This window comes from Streptomyces sp. A5-4 (assembly GCF_051131715.1).
Classification (GTDB): Bacteria; Actinomycetota; Actinomycetes; order Streptomycetales; family Streptomycetaceae; genus Streptomyces.
In genome coordinates this window covers 1,549,667-1,569,993 of record NZ_CP178591.1, presented here as the reverse complement: position 1 = coordinate 1,569,993, position 20,327 = coordinate 1,549,667, and the positions used below count along the sequence as shown (strand labels likewise).

General features: G+C 70.1%; 21 protein-coding genes. 13 read left to right on the top strand and 8 right to left on the bottom strand.

Going from position 1 to position 20,327, the window contains the following annotated elements; translation table 11 throughout:
* Positions 1-169 precede the first annotated feature (169 nt).
* Entirely contained in the window at positions 170-937 is a 768-nt protein-coding gene (locus ACLLJJ_RS07280; protein WP_434588450.1) for an ABC transporter permease, read from the bottom strand.
* Positions 934-1,860 carry an ABC transporter ATP-binding protein gene (locus ACLLJJ_RS07275; RefSeq protein WP_434588449.1) on the bottom strand — a complete coding sequence of 309 codons (927 nt, stop codon included), beginning with the start codon at positions 1,858-1,860 and terminating at the stop codon, positions 934-936. Before ACLLJJ_RS07275 ends, ACLLJJ_RS07280 begins: the two co-directional genes overlap by 4 nt.
* A 145-nt stretch (positions 1,861-2,005) precedes the next feature.
* Here ACLLJJ_RS07275 and ACLLJJ_RS07270 point away from each other — a divergent pair, with 145 nt between their 5' ends.
* The 8 genes from ACLLJJ_RS07270 (at position 2,006) to ACLLJJ_RS07235 (ending at position 8,603) form a co-directional block, all read left to right on the top strand.
* Complete coding sequence (locus ACLLJJ_RS07270) at positions 2,006-2,764, top strand: helix-turn-helix transcriptional regulator (protein ID WP_434588448.1); 759 nt, start codon at positions 2,006-2,008, stop codon at positions 2,762-2,764.
* The gene (gene sufB / locus ACLLJJ_RS07265) at positions 2,761-4,182 is read left to right on the top strand and encodes a Fe-S cluster assembly protein SufB (RefSeq protein ID WP_434588447.1); all 1,422 of its coding nucleotides are present in this window, start codon (positions 2,761-2,763) and stop codon (positions 4,180-4,182) included. Before ACLLJJ_RS07270 ends, sufB begins: the two co-directional genes overlap by 4 nt.
* A gap of 68 nt (positions 4,183-4,250) precedes the next feature.
* Positions 4,251-5,429, top strand: a complete 1,179-nt coding sequence (gene sufD / locus ACLLJJ_RS07260; RefSeq protein ID WP_434588446.1) for a Fe-S cluster assembly protein SufD — start codon at positions 4,251-4,253, stop codon at positions 5,427-5,429.
* Positions 5,429-5,746: a bifunctional 3-phenylpropionate/cinnamic acid dioxygenase ferredoxin subunit gene (locus ACLLJJ_RS07255; RefSeq protein WP_283516658.1), complete on the top strand. Its 318-nt coding sequence runs from the start codon at positions 5,429-5,431 to the stop codon at positions 5,744-5,746. The genes sufD and ACLLJJ_RS07255 overlap by 1 nt, the downstream gene beginning before the upstream one ends.
* A 7-nt stretch (positions 5,747-5,753) precedes the next feature.
* On the top strand, positions 5,754-6,518 hold the full coding sequence (sufC, locus tag ACLLJJ_RS07250; RefSeq protein ID WP_283516659.1) for a Fe-S cluster assembly ATPase SufC: 765 nt from the start codon (positions 5,754-5,756) through the stop codon (positions 6,516-6,518).
* Positions 6,515-7,771, top strand: a complete 1,257-nt coding sequence (locus ACLLJJ_RS07245) for a cysteine desulfurase (protein ID WP_434588445.1) — start codon at positions 6,515-6,517, stop codon at positions 7,769-7,771. Before sufC ends, ACLLJJ_RS07245 begins: the two co-directional genes overlap by 4 nt.
* Before the next feature lie 11 nt (positions 7,772-7,782).
* Entirely contained in the window at positions 7,783-8,247 is a 465-nt protein-coding gene (gene sufU, locus ACLLJJ_RS07240) for a Fe-S cluster assembly sulfur transfer protein SufU (protein WP_434588444.1), read from the top strand.
* Positions 8,244-8,603, top strand: coding sequence for a metal-sulfur cluster assembly factor (locus ACLLJJ_RS07235; RefSeq protein WP_434588443.1), 360 nt, complete (start codon positions 8,244-8,246; stop codon positions 8,601-8,603). The genes sufU and ACLLJJ_RS07235 overlap by 4 nt, the downstream gene beginning before the upstream one ends.
* A gap of 94 nt (positions 8,604-8,697) precedes the next feature.
* Here ACLLJJ_RS07235 and ACLLJJ_RS07230 read toward each other — a convergent pair whose 3' ends face one another.
* A complete protein-coding gene (locus ACLLJJ_RS07230) occupies positions 8,698-9,891 on the bottom strand; it encodes a hypothetical protein (protein ID WP_434588442.1) in 1,194 nt (397 codons plus the stop codon).
* A gap of 175 nt (positions 9,892-10,066) precedes the next feature.
* Here ACLLJJ_RS07230 and ACLLJJ_RS07225 point away from each other — a divergent pair, with 175 nt between their 5' ends.
* Genes ACLLJJ_RS07225 through dapD form a run of 3 tightly spaced genes read left to right on the top strand, consistent with a single transcriptional unit; the run spans position 10,067 to position 11,967 of the window.
* Entirely contained in the window at positions 10,067-10,387 is a 321-nt protein-coding gene (locus ACLLJJ_RS07225) for a DMT family transporter (protein WP_434588441.1), read from the top strand.
* Positions 10,387-10,968: a TetR/AcrR family transcriptional regulator gene (locus ACLLJJ_RS07220; protein ID WP_434588440.1), complete on the top strand. Its 582-nt coding sequence runs from the start codon at positions 10,387-10,389 to the stop codon at positions 10,966-10,968. Before ACLLJJ_RS07225 ends, ACLLJJ_RS07220 begins: the two co-directional genes overlap by 1 nt.
* A 9-nt stretch (positions 10,969-10,977) precedes the next feature.
* Entirely contained in the window at positions 10,978-11,967 is a 990-nt protein-coding gene (dapD, locus tag ACLLJJ_RS07215; RefSeq protein WP_434588439.1) for a 2,3,4,5-tetrahydropyridine-2,6-dicarboxylate N-succinyltransferase, read from the top strand.
* A gap of 413 nt (positions 11,968-12,380) precedes the next feature.
* Here the strand turns inward: dapD and ACLLJJ_RS07210 are convergent, their stop codons facing one another.
* A complete protein-coding gene (locus ACLLJJ_RS07210) occupies positions 12,381-14,225 on the bottom strand; it encodes an endonuclease/exonuclease/phosphatase family protein (RefSeq protein WP_434588438.1) in 1,845 nt (614 codons plus the stop codon).
* A gap of 208 nt (positions 14,226-14,433) precedes the next feature.
* Between ACLLJJ_RS07210 and ACLLJJ_RS07205 the strand changes: the two genes are divergently transcribed.
* On the top strand, positions 14,434-15,912 hold the full coding sequence (locus tag ACLLJJ_RS07205; protein WP_434588437.1) for a hypothetical protein: 1,479 nt from the start codon (positions 14,434-14,436) through the stop codon (positions 15,910-15,912).
* Between the two features lie 134 nt (positions 15,913-16,046).
* On the opposite strand, the gene ACLLJJ_RS07200 is transcribed toward ACLLJJ_RS07205, so the two are convergent.
* The 3 genes from ACLLJJ_RS07200 to ACLLJJ_RS07190 form a co-directional block, all read right to left on the bottom strand.
* Positions 16,047-16,274 (bottom strand): hypothetical protein, encoded by a 228-nt coding sequence (locus tag ACLLJJ_RS07200; protein WP_434588436.1) that lies wholly within the window; start codon positions 16,272-16,274, stop codon positions 16,047-16,049.
* 122 nt (positions 16,275-16,396) lie between these two features.
* Positions 16,397-17,191, bottom strand: coding sequence for an SDR family NAD(P)-dependent oxidoreductase (locus ACLLJJ_RS07195; protein ID WP_434588435.1), 795 nt, complete (start codon positions 17,189-17,191; stop codon positions 16,397-16,399).
* A gap of 233 nt (positions 17,192-17,424) precedes the next feature.
* The gene (locus ACLLJJ_RS07190; RefSeq protein ID WP_434588434.1) at positions 17,425-18,318 is read right to left on the bottom strand and encodes a serine/threonine-protein kinase; all 894 of its coding nucleotides are present in this window, start codon (positions 18,316-18,318) and stop codon (positions 17,425-17,427) included.
* 525 nt (positions 18,319-18,843) lie between these two features.
* On the opposite strand from ACLLJJ_RS07190, the gene ACLLJJ_RS07185 reads away from it, so the two are divergent.
* Positions 18,844-19,071: a hypothetical protein gene (locus ACLLJJ_RS07185; protein WP_283516675.1), complete on the top strand. Its 228-nt coding sequence runs from the start codon at positions 18,844-18,846 to the stop codon at positions 19,069-19,071.
* 19 nt (positions 19,072-19,090) lie between these two features.
* Here the strand turns inward: ACLLJJ_RS07185 and ACLLJJ_RS07180 are convergent, their stop codons facing one another.
* Complete coding sequence (locus tag ACLLJJ_RS07180) at positions 19,091-20,308, bottom strand: TerD family protein (protein ID WP_434588433.1); 1,218 nt, start codon at positions 20,306-20,308, stop codon at positions 19,091-19,093.
* Positions 20,309-20,327: the final 19 nt, after the last annotated feature.

Below are 20,327 nucleotides of genomic sequence, written 5' to 3'. Positions count from 1 at the left end.
TAGAGCGGCGCTTGTGCGGGAATTCACGAGGGGTCCGGGAGAGGCGTGTCCCCAGGCGCGACGGGGGTGCGAGTCACCTCGGCGATCGCGGTGCGGGCCTGCGGAGAGCGCGGCGCGGCCCCCGGAATGCGCGCCGCGGTGGAGCGGGCGTCCACTCGTGCGCGTTCGGCTACTCCCAGTGGAAGAAACGCGCCGCCGCGCCCAGGCCGAGCGCCGCCCACACCGCGAGGATTCCCAGGCCGCCCCACGGGACGCCCGCGCCGTGCTGCAGCACGTCGCGCAGACCGTCCGAGAGGGCGGAGATCGGCAGCAGACCGAGAACCGGCTGGGCGGCGTCCGGGAACTTGTCGAGCGGCACGATCACACCGCCGCCCACCAGCAGCAGCAGGAAGACCAGGTTGGCGGCGGCCAGGGTCGCCTCCGCCTTGAGCGTGCCGGCCATCAGCAGCCCGAGGCCGGAGAAGGCCGCCGTGCCGAGGACGAGCAGCAGGAACACCGAGACCGGGCTGCCGTGCGGCGACCAGCCGAGGCCGAACGCGATCACCGTCAGCAGCAACACCTGGAGGACCTCGGTGACCAGCACCGACAGAGTCTTGGCGGTGAGCAGGGCCCAGCGCGGCAGCGGCGACGTACCAAGGCGCTTCAGCACGCCGTAGCGGCGCTCGAAGCCTGTGGCGATGGCCTGCCCCGTGAAGGCGGTGGACATGACGGCGAGCGCCAGGATGCCCGGCGCCAGGAAGTCGATGGCTTCGCCCGCGCCGGTGTCGATGATGTCCACCGACGAGAACAGCACAAGGAGCAGCGCCGGGATGATCACGGTGAGCAGCAGCTGCTCACCGTTGCGCAGCAGCATCTTCGTTTCGAGCACGGTCTGCGCCGCGATCATCGTGGGCAGCGGGGCCGCGCCCGGCCTCGGGGTGTAGGTGCCGCTGCTCATGGACGCAGATCCTTACCGGTCAGCTCAAGAAAGACGTCCTCCAGGGTGCGCCGCTCGACGGCGATGCCCTCCGGCATCACGCCGTGCTGCGCGCACCAGGAGGTGACGGTGGCCAGCAGCTGCGGGTCGATCTTGCCGGTGATCCGGTAGGCGCCCGGGGCCGGCTCGACGGCCAGGGTGTCCACCGGGAGCGCCTTGAGCAGCGACACGACGTCGAGGCCCGGGCGGCCGGTGAAGCGCAGGGTGTTCTCCGCGCCGCCGCGGCACAGCTCGTCGGGCGTGCCCTGGGCGATGGCCCGGCCCGCGTCGATGATCACGACATCGTCGGCGAGCTGCTCGGCCTCGTCCATGGAGTGCGTGGTCAGTACGGTGCTCACCCCGTCGGCGCGCAGCTCGCGCAGCAGGTCCCAGGTCGAGCGGCGGGCCTGCGGGTCGAGGCCCGCGGTCGGCTCGTCCAGGAAGACCAGCTCGGGGCGGCCGACGACGGCCATCGCCAGGGCGAGGCGCTGTTGCTGACCGCCGGAGAGCCGCCGGTACGTCGTGCGGCCGCAGTCGCCGAGCCCCAGGCGCTCGGTCAGGGCGTCCACGTCGAGCGGATGGGCATGCAGCTTGGCCATGTGGCGGAGCATCTCGCCGGCCCTGGCTCCCGAGTAGACGCCGCCGGACTGGAGCATCACGCCGATCCGCGGGCGCAGCTTCGCCGCGTCGGCCACCGGGTCGAGGCCCAGGACGCGCACGGTGCCCGCGTCCGGTCTGCGGTAGCCCTCGCAGGTTTCGACGGTGGTGGTCTTTCCGGCGCCGTTCGGGCCGAGGACGGCGGTGACGGTGCCCGCGCCGACCTCGAGATCGAGGCCGTCCACGGCGGTCCTGGCTCCGTACCGCTTGACCAGGCCGCGGACCTGGACGACGGGCTCGCTTCGCATGCTGGCGAGTCTAGGCAGGAGGGCCGGGCAGCCGGGCCGCGGGGCCCGGAGCAGGGAGATTAGGTGACCCTAAGTGACCGAGGCCACCGCCATCTGGTCCCGGCCGCGCTTGTCGGACGCTGGGGAATTACGCAACAATGGTGTTGTGAAATACGTTGGCGAGGCTCCGCAGGAGGAACTCGCGACAGGTGAGCGGTCGACCCGCAACCGTGTCGCGCGCTCCATCCTGGACCACGGCCCCTCGACCGTGTCCGATCTGGCGAAGCGCGTCGGCCTCACTCAGGCCGCGGTCCGGCGCCACCTCGACACCCTCGTCTCCGACGATGTGGTCGAGCCCCGTGAGCAGCGCGTCTACGGCGCACGGACCCGTGGCCGCCCCGCGAAGGTGTTCGTACTGACCGACTGCGGCCGGGACGCCTTCGACCAGTCCTACGACGCGCTGGCAGCCGATGCCCTGCACTGGATCGCGCAGGCCGCCGGCGGCGGCGAGCAGGGGGAGGCGGCCGTCACGGCGTTCGCCCGTGCCCGCTTCGCCACGCAGGCCGAGTCGTACCGGGAGGCCGTCGAGGCCGCGCCACCCGAGGCCCGCACCGAGGCGCTCGCGAAGGCCCTCAGCGCCGACGGGTACGCTGCCATGGCGCGAATCGCGCCGAACGGGCAGGGCGAGCAGCTGTGCCAGCACCACTGCCCTGTCGCCCACGTCGCGGAGAAGTTCCCACAGCTGTGCGAGGCGGAGACGGAAATCTTCTCCAGCCTGCTCGGGACCCACGTCCAGCGACTGGCCACCATCGCCCACGGCGACGGGGTGTGCACGACGTACATCCCGCACAGCAGCACCAAGCACAGCACCGCACAGACGACCCACTCAGCATCCGCAAGCACTGCAGGGAGGAACCCCGCATGACTCTCCCCACGGAGACTGCCCACCCCGAACTTGAGGGCCTGGGTACGTACGAATTCGGCTGGGCCGACTCCGACACGGCGGGCGCCACGGCCAAGCGCGGCTTGTCCGAGGCTGTCGTCCGCGACATCTCGGAGAAGAAGAACGAGCCGGAGTGGATGCTGAAGCTGCGGCTCAAGGGCCTGAAGCTGTTCGGCAAGAAGCCCATGCCGAGCTGGGGCTCCGACCTGTCGGGCATCGACTTCCAGAACATCAAGTACTTCGTGCGGTCCACCGAGAAGCAGGCACAGTCCTGGGAGGACCTGCCGGAGGACATCAAGAACACGTACGACCGGCTCGGCATCCCGGAGGCGGAGAAGCAGCGCCTCGTCGCGGGTGTCGCCGCCCAGTACGAGTCCGAGGTGGTCTACCACCAGATCAATGAGGAGCTGGAGGCGCAGGGTGTCATCTTCATGGACACCGACACCGCGCTGAAGGAGCACCCGGAGCTCTTCCAGGAGTACTTCGGCACGATCATCCCGGTCGGCGACAACAAGTTCGCGTCGCTGAACTCGGCCGTGTGGTCCGGCGGCTCGTTCATCTACGTGCCCAAGGGCGTCCACGTCGAGATCCCGCTCCAGGCCTACTTCCGTATCAACACGGAGAACATGGGCCAGTTCGAGCGGACGCTGATCATCGTCGACGAGGACGCGTACGTCCACTACGTCGAGGGCTGCACCGCCCCGATCTACTCCTCGGACTCGCTGCACAGCGCCGTGGTCGAGATCATCGTGAAGAAGGGCGGCCGCTGCCGCTACACGACCATCCAGAACTGGTCGAACAACGTCTACAACCTGGTCACCAAGCGCGCCGTGGCGTACGAGGGCGCGACCATGGAGTGGGTCGACGGCAACATCGGCTCCAAGGTCACCATGAAGTACCCGGCCGTCTACCTGATGGGCGAGCACGCCAAGGGCGAGACCCTGTCCATCGCCTTCGCGGGCGAGGGCCAGCACCAGGACGCCGGCGCGAAGATGGTGCACATGGCGCCGAACACCTCCTCGAACATCGTCTCCAAGTCGGTGGCACGAGGCGGCGGCCGTACCTCGTACCGCGGTCTGATCGAGATCGGCGAGGGTGCCCCGGGCTCCAAGTCCAACGTGCTCTGTGACGCGCTGCTCGTCGACACGATCTCCCGCTCCGACACGTACCCGTACGTGGACGTCCGCGAGGACGACGTGTCCATGGGCCACGAGGCGACGGTCTCCAAGGTCTCCGAGGACCAGCTCTTCTACCTGATGAGCCGCGGCATGACCGAGTTCGAAGCCATGGCGATGATCGTCCGTGGCTTCGTGGAGCCGATCGCCAAGGAGCTCCCCATGGAGTACGCCCTGGAGCTCAACCGGCTGATCGAGCTGCAGATGGAGGGCTCGGTCGGCTGAGGCCGGACCGATCGTTCCCGTTCAGCAGCGACTGAATTCGCACCTAGGAAGAGAGCACAACGACAGCCATGGCTGAGGCTCAGAACATTCCGGCTGGCTCCACGACTGCCGGGTCCATCGCGGTGGCCGCGGAGTCCACCGTCGCCACGCGCATGAGCGCCCCGCCGTCCTTCGACGTGGCGGACTTCCCGGTGCCCCACGGCCGCGAGGAGGAGTGGCGCTTCACGCCGCTGGAGCGCCTGCGCGGTCTGCACGACGGGACCGCCGAAGCCGGCGGTGTCCTTAACGTCGAGGTGAACGCGCCCGAGGGCGTCGTCGTCGAGACGGTGGACCGCGACGACAAGAGGCTCGGCAAGGCCGGTACGCCGGTGGACCGGGTCGCCGCCCAGGCATACAGCTCCTTCGAGAAGGCCTCGGTCGTCTCGGTGCCCAAGGAGATGGTGCTCAGCGAGCCGATCAGGATCTCCGTGCACGGAGAGGGCGGCACCGCCTACGGCCACCAGGTCGTGGAGCTCGGCGCCTTCGCCGAGGCCGTCGTCGTCATCGACCACACCGGTGACGCCGTGCTCGCCGCCAACGTCGACTTCGTCGTCGGCGACGGTGCGAAGCTCACCGTCGTGTCCGTTCAGGACTGGGACGACAAGGCCGTGCACGTCGCGCAGCACAACGCGCTGATCGGCCGGGACGCCTCGTTCAAGTCCGTCGTCGTGACCTTCGGCGGCAACCTCGTACGGCTGCACCCCCGCATCGCGTACGCGGGCCCCGGCGGCGAGGCCGCACTCTTCGGTCTGTACTTCACCGACCACGGCCAGCACCAGGAGCACCGCCTCCTGATCAACCACAACGTGCCGCACTGCAAGTCCAACGCCGTGTACAAGGGCGCGCTGCAGGGCGACGGCGCCCACGCCGTGTGGATCGGTGACGTCCTCATCGAGGCCGCCGCCGAGGGCACCGACACCTACGAGATGAACCGCAACCTCGTCCTCACGGACGGCGCCCGGGTCGACTCGGTGCCGAACCTGGAGATCGAGACCGGCGAGATCGTCGGAGCGGGCCACGCCTCGGCGACCGGCCGCTTCGACGACGAGCAGCTCTTCTACCTCATGTCGCGCGGTATCCCCGCCGACGAGGCACGCCGCCTCGTGGTCCGCGGTTTCTTCGCCGAGCTCGTCCAGCAGATCGGTCTGCCGGATGTGGAGGAGCGCCTCCTCGCGAAGATCGACGCGGAGCTGGAGGCGTCTGTCTGATGGCCTTCGTCAAAGCCTGTGCGCTGAGTGAGCTGGAGGAGGACACCCCGAAACGGGTGGAACTCGACGGCACACCGGTGTCCGTCGTCCACACCGAGGGCGAGGTGTTCGCGATCAACGACATCTGCTCGCACGCGAACGTGTCGCTCTCGGAGGGCGAGGTCGAGGACTGCATGATCGAGTGCTGGCTGCACGGCTCCAGCTTCGACCTCCGCACCGGCAAGCCCTCCGGCCTTCCCGCGACGCGCCCCGTCCCCGTTTACCCCGTAAAGATCGAAGGGGACGATGTGCTCGTCTCCGTCACACAGGAGTCCTGAGACAGCCATGGCAACGCTTGAAATCCGCGACCTGCACGTATCCGTCGAGGCCGACCACGCCACGAAGGAGATCCTCAAGGGCGTCGACCTGACGGTCAAGCAGGGTGAGACCCACGCCATCATGGGGCCCAACGGCTCCGGCAAGTCCACCCTCGCTTACTCGATCGCGGGCCACCCCAAGTACACGATCACCAGCGGCACGGTGACCCTCGACGGCGAAGACGTCCTGGAGATGACTGTCGACGAGCGCGCCCGCGCCGGCCTCTTCCTGGCGATGCAGTACCCCGTCGAGATCCCCGGCGTCTCGGTCTCCAACTTCCTGCGCACGTCGGCGACGGCGATGCGCGGCGAGGCCCCCAAGCTGCGCACCTGGGTGAAGGAGGTCAAGACCGCGATGGAGACTCTCCAGATGGACCCGGCCTTCTCCGAGCGCAACGTCAACGAGGGCTTCTCCGGCGGCGAGAAGAAGCGCCACGAGATCCTCCAGCTGGAGCTCCTCAAGCCGAAGATCGCGATCCTCGACGAGACGGACTCCGGTCTGGACGTCGACGCGCTGCGCCAGGTCTCCGACGGCGTCAACCGCGTCCGCGCGTCCGGTGAGGTCGGCACGCTGCTGATCACCCACTACACGCGCATCCTGCGCTACATCAAGCCCGACTTCGTGCACGTGTTCGCGAACGGTCGCATCGCCGAGTCCGGCGGCGCCGAGCTCGCCGACAAGCTCGAGGCCGAAGGCTACGAGGCATACACGAAGGGTGGCGCGACCGCGTGACACAGTTGCCCGGCCTCCTCGACACCGAGGCGATCCGCAAGGACTTCCCCCTTCTGGATCGTGTGGTCCACGACGGGAAGAAGATCGTTTACCTGGACAACGCGGCGACTTCGCAGAAGCCGCGCCAGGTCCTCGACGCGCTGAACGAGTACTACGAGCAGCACAACGCGAACGTCCACCGTGGCGTGCACGTGCTGGCCGAGGAGGCCACGGCGCTGTACGAGGGCGCTCGCGACAAGGTCGCCGCCTTCATCAACGCGCCGAGCCGCGACGAGGTGATCTTCACCAAGAATGCCTCGGAGTCGCTCAACCTCGTGGCCAACATGCTGGCCTGGGCCGACGAGCCGTACCGCGTCGACAACGAGACCGAGATCGTCATCACGGAGATGGAGCACCACTCCAACATCGTGCCGTGGCAGCTGCTCTCGCAGCGCACGGGCGCGCAGCTGAAGTGGTTCGGCATCACCGACGACGGCCGTCTCGACCTGTCGAACATCAACGAGGTCATCACCGAGAAGACGAAGATCGTCTCCTTCACGCTGGTCTCCAACATCATGGGCACCATCAACCCGGTCGAGGCGATCATCCGCCGGGCGCAGCAGGTCGGCGCCCTGGTCTGCATCGACGCCTCGCAGGCCGCGCCGCACATGGTGCTCGACGTGCAGGCGCTGCAGGCCGACTTCGTGGCCTTCACCGGGCACAAGATGGTCGGCCCGACCGGCATCGGTGTGCTGTGGGGACGCCAGGAGCTGCTGGAGGACCTGCCGCCGTTCCTCGGCGGCGGCGAGATGATCGAGACCGTGTCGATGCACTCGTCGACGTACGCGCCGGCGCCGCACAAGTTCGAGGCGGGTACGCCCCCGATCGCCCAGGCCGTCGGCCTCGGTGCGGCCGTGGACTACCTCTCCGCGATCGGCATGGACAAGATCGCCGCGCATGAGCACGCCATCACCGAATACGCGATGGAGCGGCTGCGGAACGTCCCGGACCTGCGGTTCATCGGTCCGACGACGGCAGAGGACCGCGGCGCGACGATCTCCTTCACGCTCGGTGACATTCACCCGCACGACGTGGGCCAGGTCCTCGACGAGCAGGGCATCGCGGTCCGGGTCGGACACCACTGCGCACGGCCGGTCTGCCTGCGGTACGGAATTCCTGCGACCACGCGGGCGTCGTTCTATCTGTACTCCACGCCGGCCGAGGTCGATGCCCTGGTCGACGGCCTGGAGCACGTACGGAACTTCTTCGGTTAGGGCTGGGGATCGTGAAGCTGGATTCGATGTACCAGGAAGTAATCCTGGACCACTACAAGCATCCGCACGGGCGCGGTCTTAGAGACGGCGACGCCGAGGTGCACCATGTGAACCCGACGTGCGGCGACGAGATCACGCTCCGCGTGAAGTACGACGGCGACACCATCAAGGACATCAGTTACGAGGGGCAGGGCTGCTCCATCAGCCAGGCCAGCGCGTCCGTGCTCAATGAGCTGCTGGTCGGCAAGGAGCTGGCCGAGGCGCAGAACATCCAGGCGAACTTCCTGGTGCTGATGCAGTCCAAGGGCAAGCTGGAGCCCGACGACGCGATGGAGGAGGTACTGGAGGACGCGGTCGCGTTCGCCGGTGTCTCGAAGTACCCGGCGCGAGTGAAGTGTGCTCTGCTGAGCTGGATGGCATGGAAGGACGCGACGGCCCAGGCACTGGGCGACGGCGCCGAGAGGAAGACCGCATGAGCGAGAACGCAGTGACACCCGTCGAGACCGAGGGCCTGACGACCAAGCCGGCCTCCGAGGAGGAGGTCCGCGAGGCGCTGTACGACGTGGTCGACCCCGAGCTGGGCATCGACGTCGTCAACCTGGGCCTCATCTACGGCGTCCACGTCGACGACTCCAACGTCGCCACCATCGACATGACGCTCACGTCTGCGGCCTGCCCGCTGACCGACGTCATCGAGGACCAGGCGAAGTCGGCGACCGAGGGCATCGTCAACGAGTTGAAGATCAACTGGGTCTGGATGCCGCCGTGGGGTCCGGACAAGATCACGGACGACGGTCGTGAGCAGCTGCGCGCGCTCGGCTTCAACGTCTGAGTTCGAGCACCGGGGCTCCGGGCCCACAGCCCCGACAGCGATGCCCGCCGGTCTTCACGACCGGCGGGCATCGCTGTTCGCGTGAGAGCCCCGTTCAGTGTCCGGCGGGCGGCGGGAGCGCCGCCGCGCTCTCGGCGAGGACCGGCGCCAAATTCTCCTTGCGGATGCGCTGGTCGACGTAGAGCAGGCCGGTCACCAGCTGGGGGAAGGTGGTGGCGAAGATCTGGCTGACCATCGCGCCCAGCATGATGAACACCACGTAGCTGCCCGCGGCGACGAGGATCTGCTCAGGGCGGGGCTCCGAACCCATGTCGAACATGGAGGGGAGCATCGACAGCGCGCCGATCATGGTGAACGGAATCTGGATGAGGTAACCCGCGATCGTGGCGATGGCCCCCGCCAGCGCCGTGATGCCGAAGATCCGCCACCAGGAGCCGCGCACCAGCTCGACCGAGCGGCGCAGTGCGGCCACGGGGCGCTGGGACTCGAAGACCACCGCCGCCGGGGCCAGGCTGAACAGCACCCAGGCCCAGGTGGCAAGCGGGATCATCGCGAGGAAGCCCACGAAGCCCACCGCGGCCCAGACGCCCGAGGCGACGTCCGAGTCCAGCGGGGCCAGGCTGACGAGCAGCGAGACGTAGCCGAGCAGGAAGAGGCCCACGGCGACCGCCGCGGCGAGCCACGGCACCAGCATCGCGCCGATCACTGCGGGCACCCGGGGCCAGGCCCGTCGCCACACCGCGCCGATGGTCGTACGACGGCCGAGGACCGCGTCCTGGAGCACCGCGGGGCAGGCCGCCTGGATCGTCGCGGTGGCGACCACCATGGCCAGGATGGCGATGAGCCACACGGCGCCGAAGGCGATCCCCAGCGACCAGCCGGTCTCGGAGGTGAAGTCGTCGTTGTTCGCGGAGGAGTCGAAGACCAGGTCCAGGTCGTCCTTCACGGCGGAGATCGCCACCGCGAGTGCCGCGCCCGACACCAGCAGTGCGGCGCCGTACATCAGCACGGCTATGCCGAACAGCTGCTTCCAGTAACGGCCCATGGCGGTGAAGCTGCCGCCCAGGATGTCGCTGAGGGCGAGCGGGCCCAGCGGGATCACACCGGGCCTGGGCGGCGGCGGGGGTGCCCAGCCGGGCCAGCCGGGCGGCGGTGGCCCGGTGTACGGGCCACCTTGATAGGGACCCCCGCCCTGCGGACCGCCACCGGGGTACGGACCGCTGTTCTGCGGCCCGGCGTCGTACGGCCCCCCGTGGGGCGGCCCGTTCGGTCCTGAATCCTGCGCCACTGCTGCTCACTCCGTCGTGTTTCATGCCTGACCAGGCGGTACACCGTAGCGGGTGGGCACCGGACGCGGAACGGCGAGCCGCGGCTGCGCGGACAGGACGCGGGCGGTCCGGTTCACGGCGGCGGACCAAGCGCTTTGTGTACGGTCGTACGCAACGATGTGTACACTCGTACGCATGCCTTATGCACTGCTGGCCGCGGCCATCGCGGCGGAGGTGGCCGGGACCACGGCCATGAAGTACAGCGAGGGCTTCAGCAAGCTGTGGCCCTCGCTCGGAACGGTCGCGGGCTACCTGCTCGCCTTCACCCTCCTCGCCCAGACCCTCAAGACCCTGCCCGTCGGCACCGCCTACGCGATCTGGGCCGGAGTCGGCACGGCCGCCGTCGCCGCCATCGGCATGTTCTTCCTGGGCGAGTCGGCGAACGCGGTCAAGCTGGCGGGCATCGCCCTGGTCATCGGCGGTGTCGTCCTGCTCAACGTCGGGGGCGCGCACTGATGGCCCGCCGATACGATCCCGAGCGCCGCCAGCGCATCATCGACGCCGCGATCCGAGTGGTCGGCGGCAAGGGCATCGCGGGCCTGAGCCACCGGTCCGCCGCCGCCGAGGCGGATGTGCCGCTCGGCTCGACGACGTACCACTTCAAGACCCTCGACGAGCTGATGGTCGCCGCGCTGCGCCAGGCCAACGAGGGCTTCGCCAAGGCGGTCAGCACGCGCGGCGCGTTCGACGACCCCGGGGCCGATGTCGCGGCGGAGCTCGCCGGGCTGCTGGGGGAGTGGCTCTCCGGGGACCGCACCGGTGTGGAGCTGGAGTACGAGCTGTATCTGGCCGCGCTCCGCCGCCCCGCGCTGCGCCCGGTCGCCGCCGAGTGGGGCGAGGGAGTGGCCGACCGGCTGGCCCTGCGCACCGACCCGGTGACCGCCCGTGCGCTGGTCGCGCTGATGGACGGCATCTGCCTCCAGGTGCTGCTGACCGACGCCAGGTACGACGAGGCCTACGCGCGCGAGATGCTCGCCCGCCTCATTCCGCGCCCGCCATCCGGGACCGGTTCGCCTCCGCGTACCCCTCCCGGTTAGCGTTCGGCCATGACCGATTCCACTGCTACTCGCACCACCGGCGCCGTCGCCGCCGGACTCGCCACCCTCACCGAAGACGGCACCGTCCTCGACACCTGGTTCCCGGCACCCGAGCTCGTCGCCGAGCCGGGCCCCACGGGCACCACGAGGCTCTCCGCCGAGCGGGCCGCCGAGCTGCTCGGCCAGGCCGCGCCCAAGGCCCTCGGCCCCGACGCCCGGCGCGGCGTCGAGGTCGTCGCCGTCCGTACGGTCATCGCCTCGCTCGACGACAAGCCGCTGGACGCGCACGACGCGTACCTGCGCCTGCACCTCCTCTCGCACCGCCTGGTGCTGCCGCACGGCCAGAACCTGGACGGCGTCTTCGGGCTCCTCGCCAATGTCGCCTGGACCTCGCTGGGCCCGGTCGCCGTCGACGACGTCGAGAAGGTCCGGCTGAACGCCCGCGCCGAGGGCCTGCACCTCCAGGTCACCTCGATCGACAAGTTCCCCCGGATGACCGACTACGTCGCCCCCAAGGGCGTCCGGATCGCCGACGCGGACCGGGTCCGCCTCGGCGCGCACCTCGCGGCCGGCACCACTGTGATGCACGAGGGCTTCGTCAACTTCAACGCCGGCACGCTCGGCACCTCCATGGTCGAGGGCCGCATCTCCGCCGGTGTCGTCATCGGTGACGGCTCCGACATCGGCGGCGGCGCGTCCACCATGGGCACCCTCTCCGGCGGCGGCAAGGAGCGCATCACCATCGGTGAGCGCTGCCTGATCGGCGCCGAGGCGGGCGTCGGCATCGCCCTCGGTGACGAGTGCGTCGTCGAGGCGGGTCTCTACGTGACCGCGGGCACCCGCATCACACTGCCCGACGGCCAGATCGTCAAGGCGCGCGAGCTGTCCGGCGCGAGCAACATCCTCTTCCGCCGCAACTCGGTGTCCGGCACGGTCGAGGCCCGGCCCAACAACGCGGTCTGGGGCGGGCTCAACGACGTCCTGCACAGCCACAACTAGCCACACCGCACGCAACTCCCGCGGCCCGCACCGGCATTGCTCCGGTGCGGGCCGCAGTCGGTGTCGACCGTCCCTCCAGCCCCGGCCAGGCGAACCGCCGCCGACCCCGACGGTGAGGATCAGTCCGACGCCGCCCGTCGCCCCTCCCTCGCCCGCCACCAGGCCGGGCCCGCCGGAGCTGTCCCCGGGGCCCGAAAAGACCGGCCTCGGTGATCCTCGCCCCCGGCGAGAGCGTCCGATTGCTCCTCTCCTGGACGAGCAACACCAAGGGCGGCGAACTCCGCCAGGGATCCGCCCTGTTGCTCGCCCCGTCCCCGGCGGGAAGTCGCGGAAGTTCCCGCTGGAGGACGAGATGCGGATCCTGGACGAGTTCACCGTGACCGCCTGGTGAGCCGCGCCGTAGCGGTCGGCGGCTACGGGCGGAAGCGCAGCACCTGCGGGTCGTGGTCGCTGTTCTGGTCGGCGAACTCCGCGTTGATGTGCACGCTGTCGTAGGCGAAGTCGTCGATCGACGGGCTGGTCAGGATCTGGTCGAGCACCTGGCTGTTGCCCTGGTACACATAGCTGTAACGCTCCGACTTCGGCAGCGACTTGACGGCTGGGTACAGCGCCCCGCCGTCGCTGAGCGCCTTCGTCGTCGCGGAGAACTCGAAGTCGTTGATGTCGCCGAGGACCAGGACGTCGGCGCCGCGCTGGGCCTTGAGAATGTCCTTGACGAACGCGTTGACCGCCTTCGCCTGTTCAAGACGCTTGACCTCCGAGCCCCGCACCGGCGGCTGGTGGTGCGCCACCAGGCTCTCGTCGCCGCCCTTGGACCCGAAGTGGTTGGCGATCAGGAAGACCGTACGGCCGCGGAAGGTGAACTCACCGGCGAGCGGCTTGCGGCTGTTGTCCCAGGCGGCGTTCGCCGGGTCGACGCGGCCGGGGGAGTGCGTCAGGGCCGCGCGGCCCTTCTCCCGTACGACACCGGTCGGCGTCACCGCGTCGCCGGCCGCGCGGTCGGTGAAGGAGACCCGCTCGGGGTTGAAGAGGAAGGCCTGTCGGATGTTGCCGCCGGGCTCCCCGCCGTCCTTCTTGTCGACCGGGTCGACGCTCCGCCACTCGTACGCCGGACCGCCCGCCGCCGTGATCGCGGTGATGAACTTCCGCAGCGTCTCGTCGGCGGCGACCGTGCCGTCGTTCTTCGCACCGTTGTTGTCCTGGATCTCCTCCAGGGCGAGGATGTCGGGCGAGGCCAGGTTGTCGACGACCGCCGCGGCGAGCGCGTCGAACTTCTCCTGCGGGTCGCCCGGGTCGAGGTTCTCCACGTTGTACGTCGCCACCGCCAGCTCGCCGCCGCGCTGCGCGCGTGTCTTCTCGCGCACCGGGCCGCGGTCGGTGACCTCGCCGATCGTGCGGGCCGTCAGCGTGTAGCCGCCGAACTGGTTGAAGTCCAGGGGCCCTTCGGTCCTGCCGGACAGCACGTCACCCACATCGGCCCTGGGGAACGGCTGCTCGGCGGCGGGGGCGAGCTGCTGGATCTGGATCCGGCCGGTGTTCTGTGCGGCGTAGGAGCCGTAGACCGCGCCGCCGCGCCGGCTCGCGTTCTCGTGCGGCTTCACGGTGACCCACAGCTCGTTGTACGCGTCCGTCGCGCCGACCACCCGCGAGCTGCCGACGCGGACATTGCTGCCCTCCAGCGACTCGTAGAGGTCCAGGGCGTACTTGCGGGGCCGCAACGGCAGCGCGTTGACGCTGCCGCCCGCCGCCGGGTCGCCGTCCGGGGCGTACGCCGAAGGCACGGAATTCGCGGAGAGGGTGACCGGCGCGGGCACCGCGTTGCCGGACGACGTCACGGTCACCGTGGGCTTCGCGATCTGGGTGAGCGACTGGTTGCCGGAGGTGGCCCCGCCGGGAACGTACTCGCCCACCGTGCCCGACACCTTCACCGCGTCACCCACGGCGACCGTCGGCGCGGAGCTGGTGAAGACGAAGACGCCCTCGCTGGTCGCGGCGGAGCGGTCGCCCTTCGGGTCCTGGAACCAGAAGCCCTTCGAGCCGTACGTCCGCACGCCCGTGACGATCCCTGTGACGTCGGTGACCTGCTGCCCCGCGAGCGGGGATATCCGGGTGCTGCCCTGGATGTCGTGGATCCGCGTCCCGTCGGCGGAGCCGGACGCGGAGGCCGAGGACGAGGCCGCGAGCAGGCCGCCGGCCAGTGCGGCGGCGACTACGGCCGCGACGGCGGCGGACCTGGGGAGGGAGGAACGGGCAGTCATCACGAGGCTCCGGGAGGGTGTGAGTGAGTGAGTGCGAGAAGGGTGACGGAACAAGGGTCTACGCGCGTCAATCTCTTGTGTCGGCCCAGGGGTTGTCAAGGGTCGCCGGGTGTACGGCTCCCGGCCGGTACATGAACCAGGTGGCATAGGGGCAAATACGTCTACGCTGGGGGCCGCCCGAGCCGCATGCCCCGAGGAGAATCACCAGATGTCCGGAGACCGCCCGACCCTGCCGCCGGTGCGGCTGCACTCCGACGCCGAGCTGGCACGCGAGGCACTCGCCTCCCCGCTGCTCGCGCGCGCCGCTCTGCTCGCCCGCTGGGCCGGGCCCGCGACCAGGGTTGGAGCCGGCGGCGAACTCGCCGACGAGCAACTGCCCGCCGCTGCCGAGCACCTCGGCCTCGCCGACGACGAGGACGGCGCCGCGGACGCGAGCGAGGCCTGGCGGATCGCCGTCGACACGGGCCTGGTCGACATCACGGACGCCGACGAGGACGCGGAAGCGAGCGCTGCCCAGTCGGACGCGACCGGCACGGTCACGGCCGGTGAGAACCTGGCGACGCTCACCTCCGGAAGCCCGCAGGACATCCTCGCGATCTGGCTCGACGCCTTCGACGCCGTATTCGCCGACGCGACCGCCCCCGTCCTGGAGGACCTCGCGGAGGTCATCGACGAGGACGGCGAGATCGACTTCGGGGCGCTGGAGTGGGACCCGGAGGCGGAGGCCGAGTTCCTGGAGGGCGTACTGGGCAATCTGTATCTGCTGACCGTGTCCTCCGGCGCGGCGGAAGGGCCCGTGCCGCTGCCAGCGCTCGCCGCGTCGATGATCGTGCCCGACGACATGAGCGAGCCCACCGACGACGTACTGGAGCAGGTGTCGGACGCGATGATGCGGCTCGACGACCAGTTCCGGGTGCTTGAGCCGGTCGGGCTCGTCGTCTACCGGCCCGTCGACGAGGCGCTGATGGCGGAGGCGGGCGAGGACGAGCCCGAGGTACCCAGGCCGCCAGTCGACGAGGAGGACGTGTCCCGGTACGGGATGGTCGGGCTCACGCCGCTCGGCCTGTACGGGGTCAGGTCCCGGATGCTCGAAGCGGGCGTGGACGCGCCCGCCGTCGGTGACCTCGTGGACAAGGGCGCGGACACGCTGCTCGACGGCATCGCGTACTACCCGGAGATCTCGGCGCGGGCGGAGACCGTGCTGTGGCTCGCCGGCCGCGAACCGGCCGTCGCCGCAAGGGAGTTGCTCGCCGCCGCGCATGGCGCCGACCGGGGCGCGCCGCTGCGCAGGCTCCGCAGCCAGCAGGCCCTCTCGCTGGTCGGCCCGGAGGCGGAGCCAGCCGTGCGCGAGGTGCTCGACGACCCGGAGCTGGGCGGCCTGGCCCGGGTCTGGCTCGCCGAGAGCGGCGCGTCGGACGTGCCGCCGCCGCCCGACACGATGATCTTCTGGCTGGCCATCGACACGATCGCGGCCCAACTCGACGCGGACGGCGAGCCGGCCGAGCTCCAGGACCTGGTGGCGGGTCTCACCGGTCAGCACAGCGGCTTCTTCGACACGGCCTGGCGGGTGGAGCACCCGTCCACGGCGGACGTGCTGGAGGCGATGGGCCGGCTGCACCCGGACCGGAAGTCGGCCAAGGAGGCCCGCAAGGCCGCCTTCAAGGCCCGCTCGCGCACCGGGAGTTGACCCTGCCCGGACGGTGAGGCGCCGGTGCGGCGGCTGTGGTGAGGCGCGGTGCGTGCGGGCGGGCGGGCGGCGGGTCCGATGGATCCCGCCGCCCGCCGGTTCACGTACTCAGGACGTGTGCGCGCAGTTGCGCGTCACTGGTACTTCGTCGTGTGCTTGAACGAGGACGACGCCCCGTCGAATCCGTACGTACCCTGGTACGACGACGGATTCCGGAACTCGCCCACGATCGTGATCGTGTCGGCGCAGGAACCCTGCCCCGTACGCTTCGCGTCGAGCCTGATCTGCTCGCCGACGATGCCGCCCGTGATGTCCCACGGGGCGCCGCAGATACCGGACGTGATCCGACCGCCCGTCACCACGTGCGGGTAGGTGTTGGGGATTACAGGTGTTCCATGCCTGTTGACCTTCTTTACGAAGATTCTTCGAACCACTCGCCGGGTACGCCGAGAACCGTCCGCGGGAGGTCCGGCGATGCCCGCGCTCAAGTACGCAAATGCGAAGCGCCGTTGAGGTCCAGCACCGCGCCCGAGGACCATTCGGCGGCCGGTGAGGCCAGCCACAGCACCGCCGACGCGACCTCGTCCGCCGACGCCACCCGGCCGAAGGGGCTCTGCGCCCGGATCGCCTCGCCCTCCGCCCCGCTCAGCCGGTGCGCCACCCGCTCGGTCTCAAAGAACCCCGGTGCGACCGAGGCCACCCCGATTCCGTACGGGGCCAGCGAAACCGCCAGCGACTGGCCCAGCGCGTGCACCGCCGCCTTCGTCGCCCCGTACGCCGGGTGGTCCGGCTCCCCGCGGAAGGCGCCGCGCGAACCGATGTTGACGATCCGGCCGCCGCTTCCCTGGTCGATCATCCGGCGCGCGGCGAGATGGCTGAGATTGGCGGTGGCGAGGAGATTGACGGACACATGCCGCTGCCATACGGCGGCCCAGTCCTCGTACGACGTCTCGGCGAGCGGGTGGCGCTCGTTGACGGCGGCGTTGTTCACCAGGACGTCGATGCCGCCGAGTCCGTCCGCGGCCAGGGCCGCGACCTCGGCCGCCCCGGCCGGGTCCGAGAGGTCACCGCCGACCAGCACATGGCCCGTACCGGCGAGCCCGGCGAGGGTGCGCTGTGCGTCCTCGCGCCGTGAGCCGTAGTGGACCGCGACGCGGTCGCCGTTCTCGGCGAAGGCTCGGGCGACGGCGCGGCCGAGGCCGCGTGAGGCGCCACTGACGAGGACTCGGCGTGCGGTGCCTTCGGAGCGTCCGGGGACTTCGGCGGCGGACAGGTTCATCGGTGGTGCCTCTCGGAACTCGGGTGGTGTGCAAACGTCGTTGGCGGCCCGGACGGGAGGCGTGCGGCGCTCTTCCGGCTTCCGGGAGTCGCGCGGAGTCGGAACTCGGCGCATTCCCCCCGCGGTCCGCACCCTCGCGGTCCTCACCCCGTCTTCGACGCGGAGTCCGCACGTTCGCGGGAAAGGCGTTTACGCGAAGATCGCCCGCCGCGCGCATATCCGGGAGCCCGGCATCAGGCCCGCCAGTCCGGGTCCGTCGCGGCGTCGATTTCGGGGTCGGATTCACCGAGGCCGAGAAGTTCGGTCACGTCGTCCTCATGCTCGCGGATCACCCCGGACATCGGTTCCTCCTCCCACCACGGCACGGCGGCTGCCTGACCGGCACACCAGGCCAGGGCCTCGGGGACGGTGGGGCGGTCCGCCGGGCTCTTGGCGAGGCAGTGCGCGATGAAACCCGGCCACTGGGGGCCCGGGACACCGATCAGATCGGGCGCTTCGTGCAGCGTGCGCAGGAGCACTTTCTCGGCGCCGCCCGAGCCGTGCGGATTGCGCCCGGTGCTGGACAGTGCCAGCAGCACGCCGAGCCCGAACACATCGGCGGGTGGGCCCACTTGGGCGCCGGGCGTCAGCTGCTCCGGGGCGACGAAGCCAAGCGGTCCGGTGGCGTCCTCGGGGTATCCGGCGCCGAATCCGATGACCTTCGGACCGCCGCGGGTGACGATCACATGGGCCGGTTTGAGCTCGCGGTGGACCAGTCCCGCGGCGTGCAGGGCGGACAGGGCGACGGTGAGCGCGGTGCCGAGGGTGCCAAGGCTCGGCGGGTCCAGCGGCCCGAGTGTGGTGACCGTCTCGACGAGGGCGGGGCCCACGCAGAACTCGGTCGCCAGCCAGGGCTGCCCGCTCTCGATCCCGCCGTCGACGACCGCCGCCGTGAACGGCCCGCCGACGGTGTGCGCGGCGGTCGCCTCACGGCGGAAGAGCTCACGGAAGCTGCGCTCCGCCGCGAGGTGCGGGTGCACGGTCTTGAGGGCGACCAGCTGTCCGGAGGCCGCCTGAGCCAGCTCCACGCGGCCCGTCGCGCCCTCGCCGAGCAGCGAGACGATGCGGTACTCCGCGCGCTCGGCCATGCCGTGATCCCCTCGCGTGATCCAGTGGTGCGGTTGCTGCCAGTGATCAGTTTCCCGGACGCCATGAGTGACGCGCGCCGCGCCCCCTCGGTTGCGGGCCCGGTCCCGGCGCCCGTGTGTTCGGAATCGGCTCGCTGCCGGAATCGAAAAGTCGTGCCCGTGCTGCTCCGTGCAGAGGGTTTTGAGTCGAACAGCGGGAGCGGCCCACCGGGATTCGCGGGTCGTGAGGATTCGCGGAGAAAAGAATTTCCCGTACGCGCCGCGGCAAACCGCGGGGCACCGACCGAGGACTGCGGTGGCCTCCGGGTGGAACTGTCAACGGGGGCGAAAGCCGAATTCTGTGGGGCGCCGGGGCGGTCGCGCCCCGTCCCAAATGCCTGGTCGCCGCACCCTCGGCGGGCCGACGATTGCGGCGTTGCGGACGGTGGCACCGACCGGGACGGGGCGGGGTGCGAACTGCCCCTGAGGCAAGTGATCAAGGACGGGCATGGCGTGGCGGGCGCGCGGGGCGCATACTCTCAAGCAATGACAAAGTCAGCCGGAGCCCGGCGTTACCTGCCGTCCAGTCCCTTCAACGTCCCGGCCGCGGCCGCCCCACCGATCGAGGTTTTCGATGTGGGCGACCGGGTCTCGCACGACCAGTTCGGACTTGGGAGGGTTGTCGCAGTCGAAGGAGATGCAGCAGTGCTCATCGACTTCGCGGGGCGACAGGGCCGCATCCTGAGTCCCTTCGTCAAGCTGACGAAGCTCTAGACCCTCCGGCGCGCAAGCGCTAGAGGGCCTGGGCAGCCGGCTTGACCATGCCGCGAACGGTGCGACTCTTCGCGAAGTCGCCCATCGCGGTCATTTCCCATTCCCCCGAGAACTGCTTGATCAGCTTCGCCATCATCACGCCCGTCTGCGGCTCGGCGCCCGTCAGATCGAAGCGCACCAGCTCCTCACCGGTCGCCGCGTCCAGCAGACGACAGTAGGCCTTGGCGACCTCGCTGAACTTCTGGCCGGAGAACGAGTTCACCGTGAAGACCAGGCCGGTCGCCTCCGGGGGGATGCGGCCGAGGTCGACGACGATGACCTCGTCGTCGCCCGCGCCCTCACCGGTGAGGTTGTCACCGGAGTGCTTGACGGAGCCGTTGAGGATCGAGAGCTTGCCGAAGTAGCAGCTGTCGAGGTGCTTGCGGTTTCCGTCGTAGGCGATGACGGACGCGTCCAGGTCGATGTCCTTGCCCCGGAAGGCGGGCTCCCAGCCGAGCCCCATCTTGACCTGGGACAGCAGCGGCCGGCCGCCCTTGACCAGGGAGACGGTCTGGTTCTTCTGGAGGCTGACCCGCCCCTTGTCCAGGTTGACCTTCCCGGCCGCGGCGGGGGGCGCGGGCGGCGCCTGAGGGGCCGCGGGGGGCGCGTGGGCGGCAACCCTCGGGTCGGCCACCGGAGGCGCCGAGGGGGCCACCGGGGCGGCCGGAGCGGGCGTCGGAGCCGCCGCGGCGGCCGGCTCGTCCACCGAGACGCCGAAGTCGGTGGCGATGCCCGCCAGCCCGTTCGCGTAACCCTGGCCGATCGCGCGCACCTTCCAGGCGCCGTTGCGCAGGTAGATCTCCACGATCACCAGCGCCGTTTCGGTGCCGAGCTGCGGCGGGGTGAACGTGGCGAGGGCGCTGCCGTCGTCGGCGTTGCGCACGGTGGCGGTGGGCTCGATGCCCTGGAAGGTCTGGCCCGCGGCGTCGGGGCTCGCGGTGATCACGATCTTCTCGATGCCGGCCGGTACCGCGGCGGTGTCCACCACGATCGCGTCGGGCGCCGAGCCGCCGCCGGACCGGTGGACGACACCGGGTCCCGTAGGCTGGTTGAAGAAGATGAAGTCGTCGTCGGAGCGCACTTTGCCGTCGGCGGTGAGCAGCAGGCCCGATACGTCGAGCCGCACCGGAGCGGCGACGTCCACGGCCACGCGGGCGGTCGAAAGCGGGATGTTCGAGCCGGGTGTCATTGCGGTCATGCCAGGGCTAACGACCGAC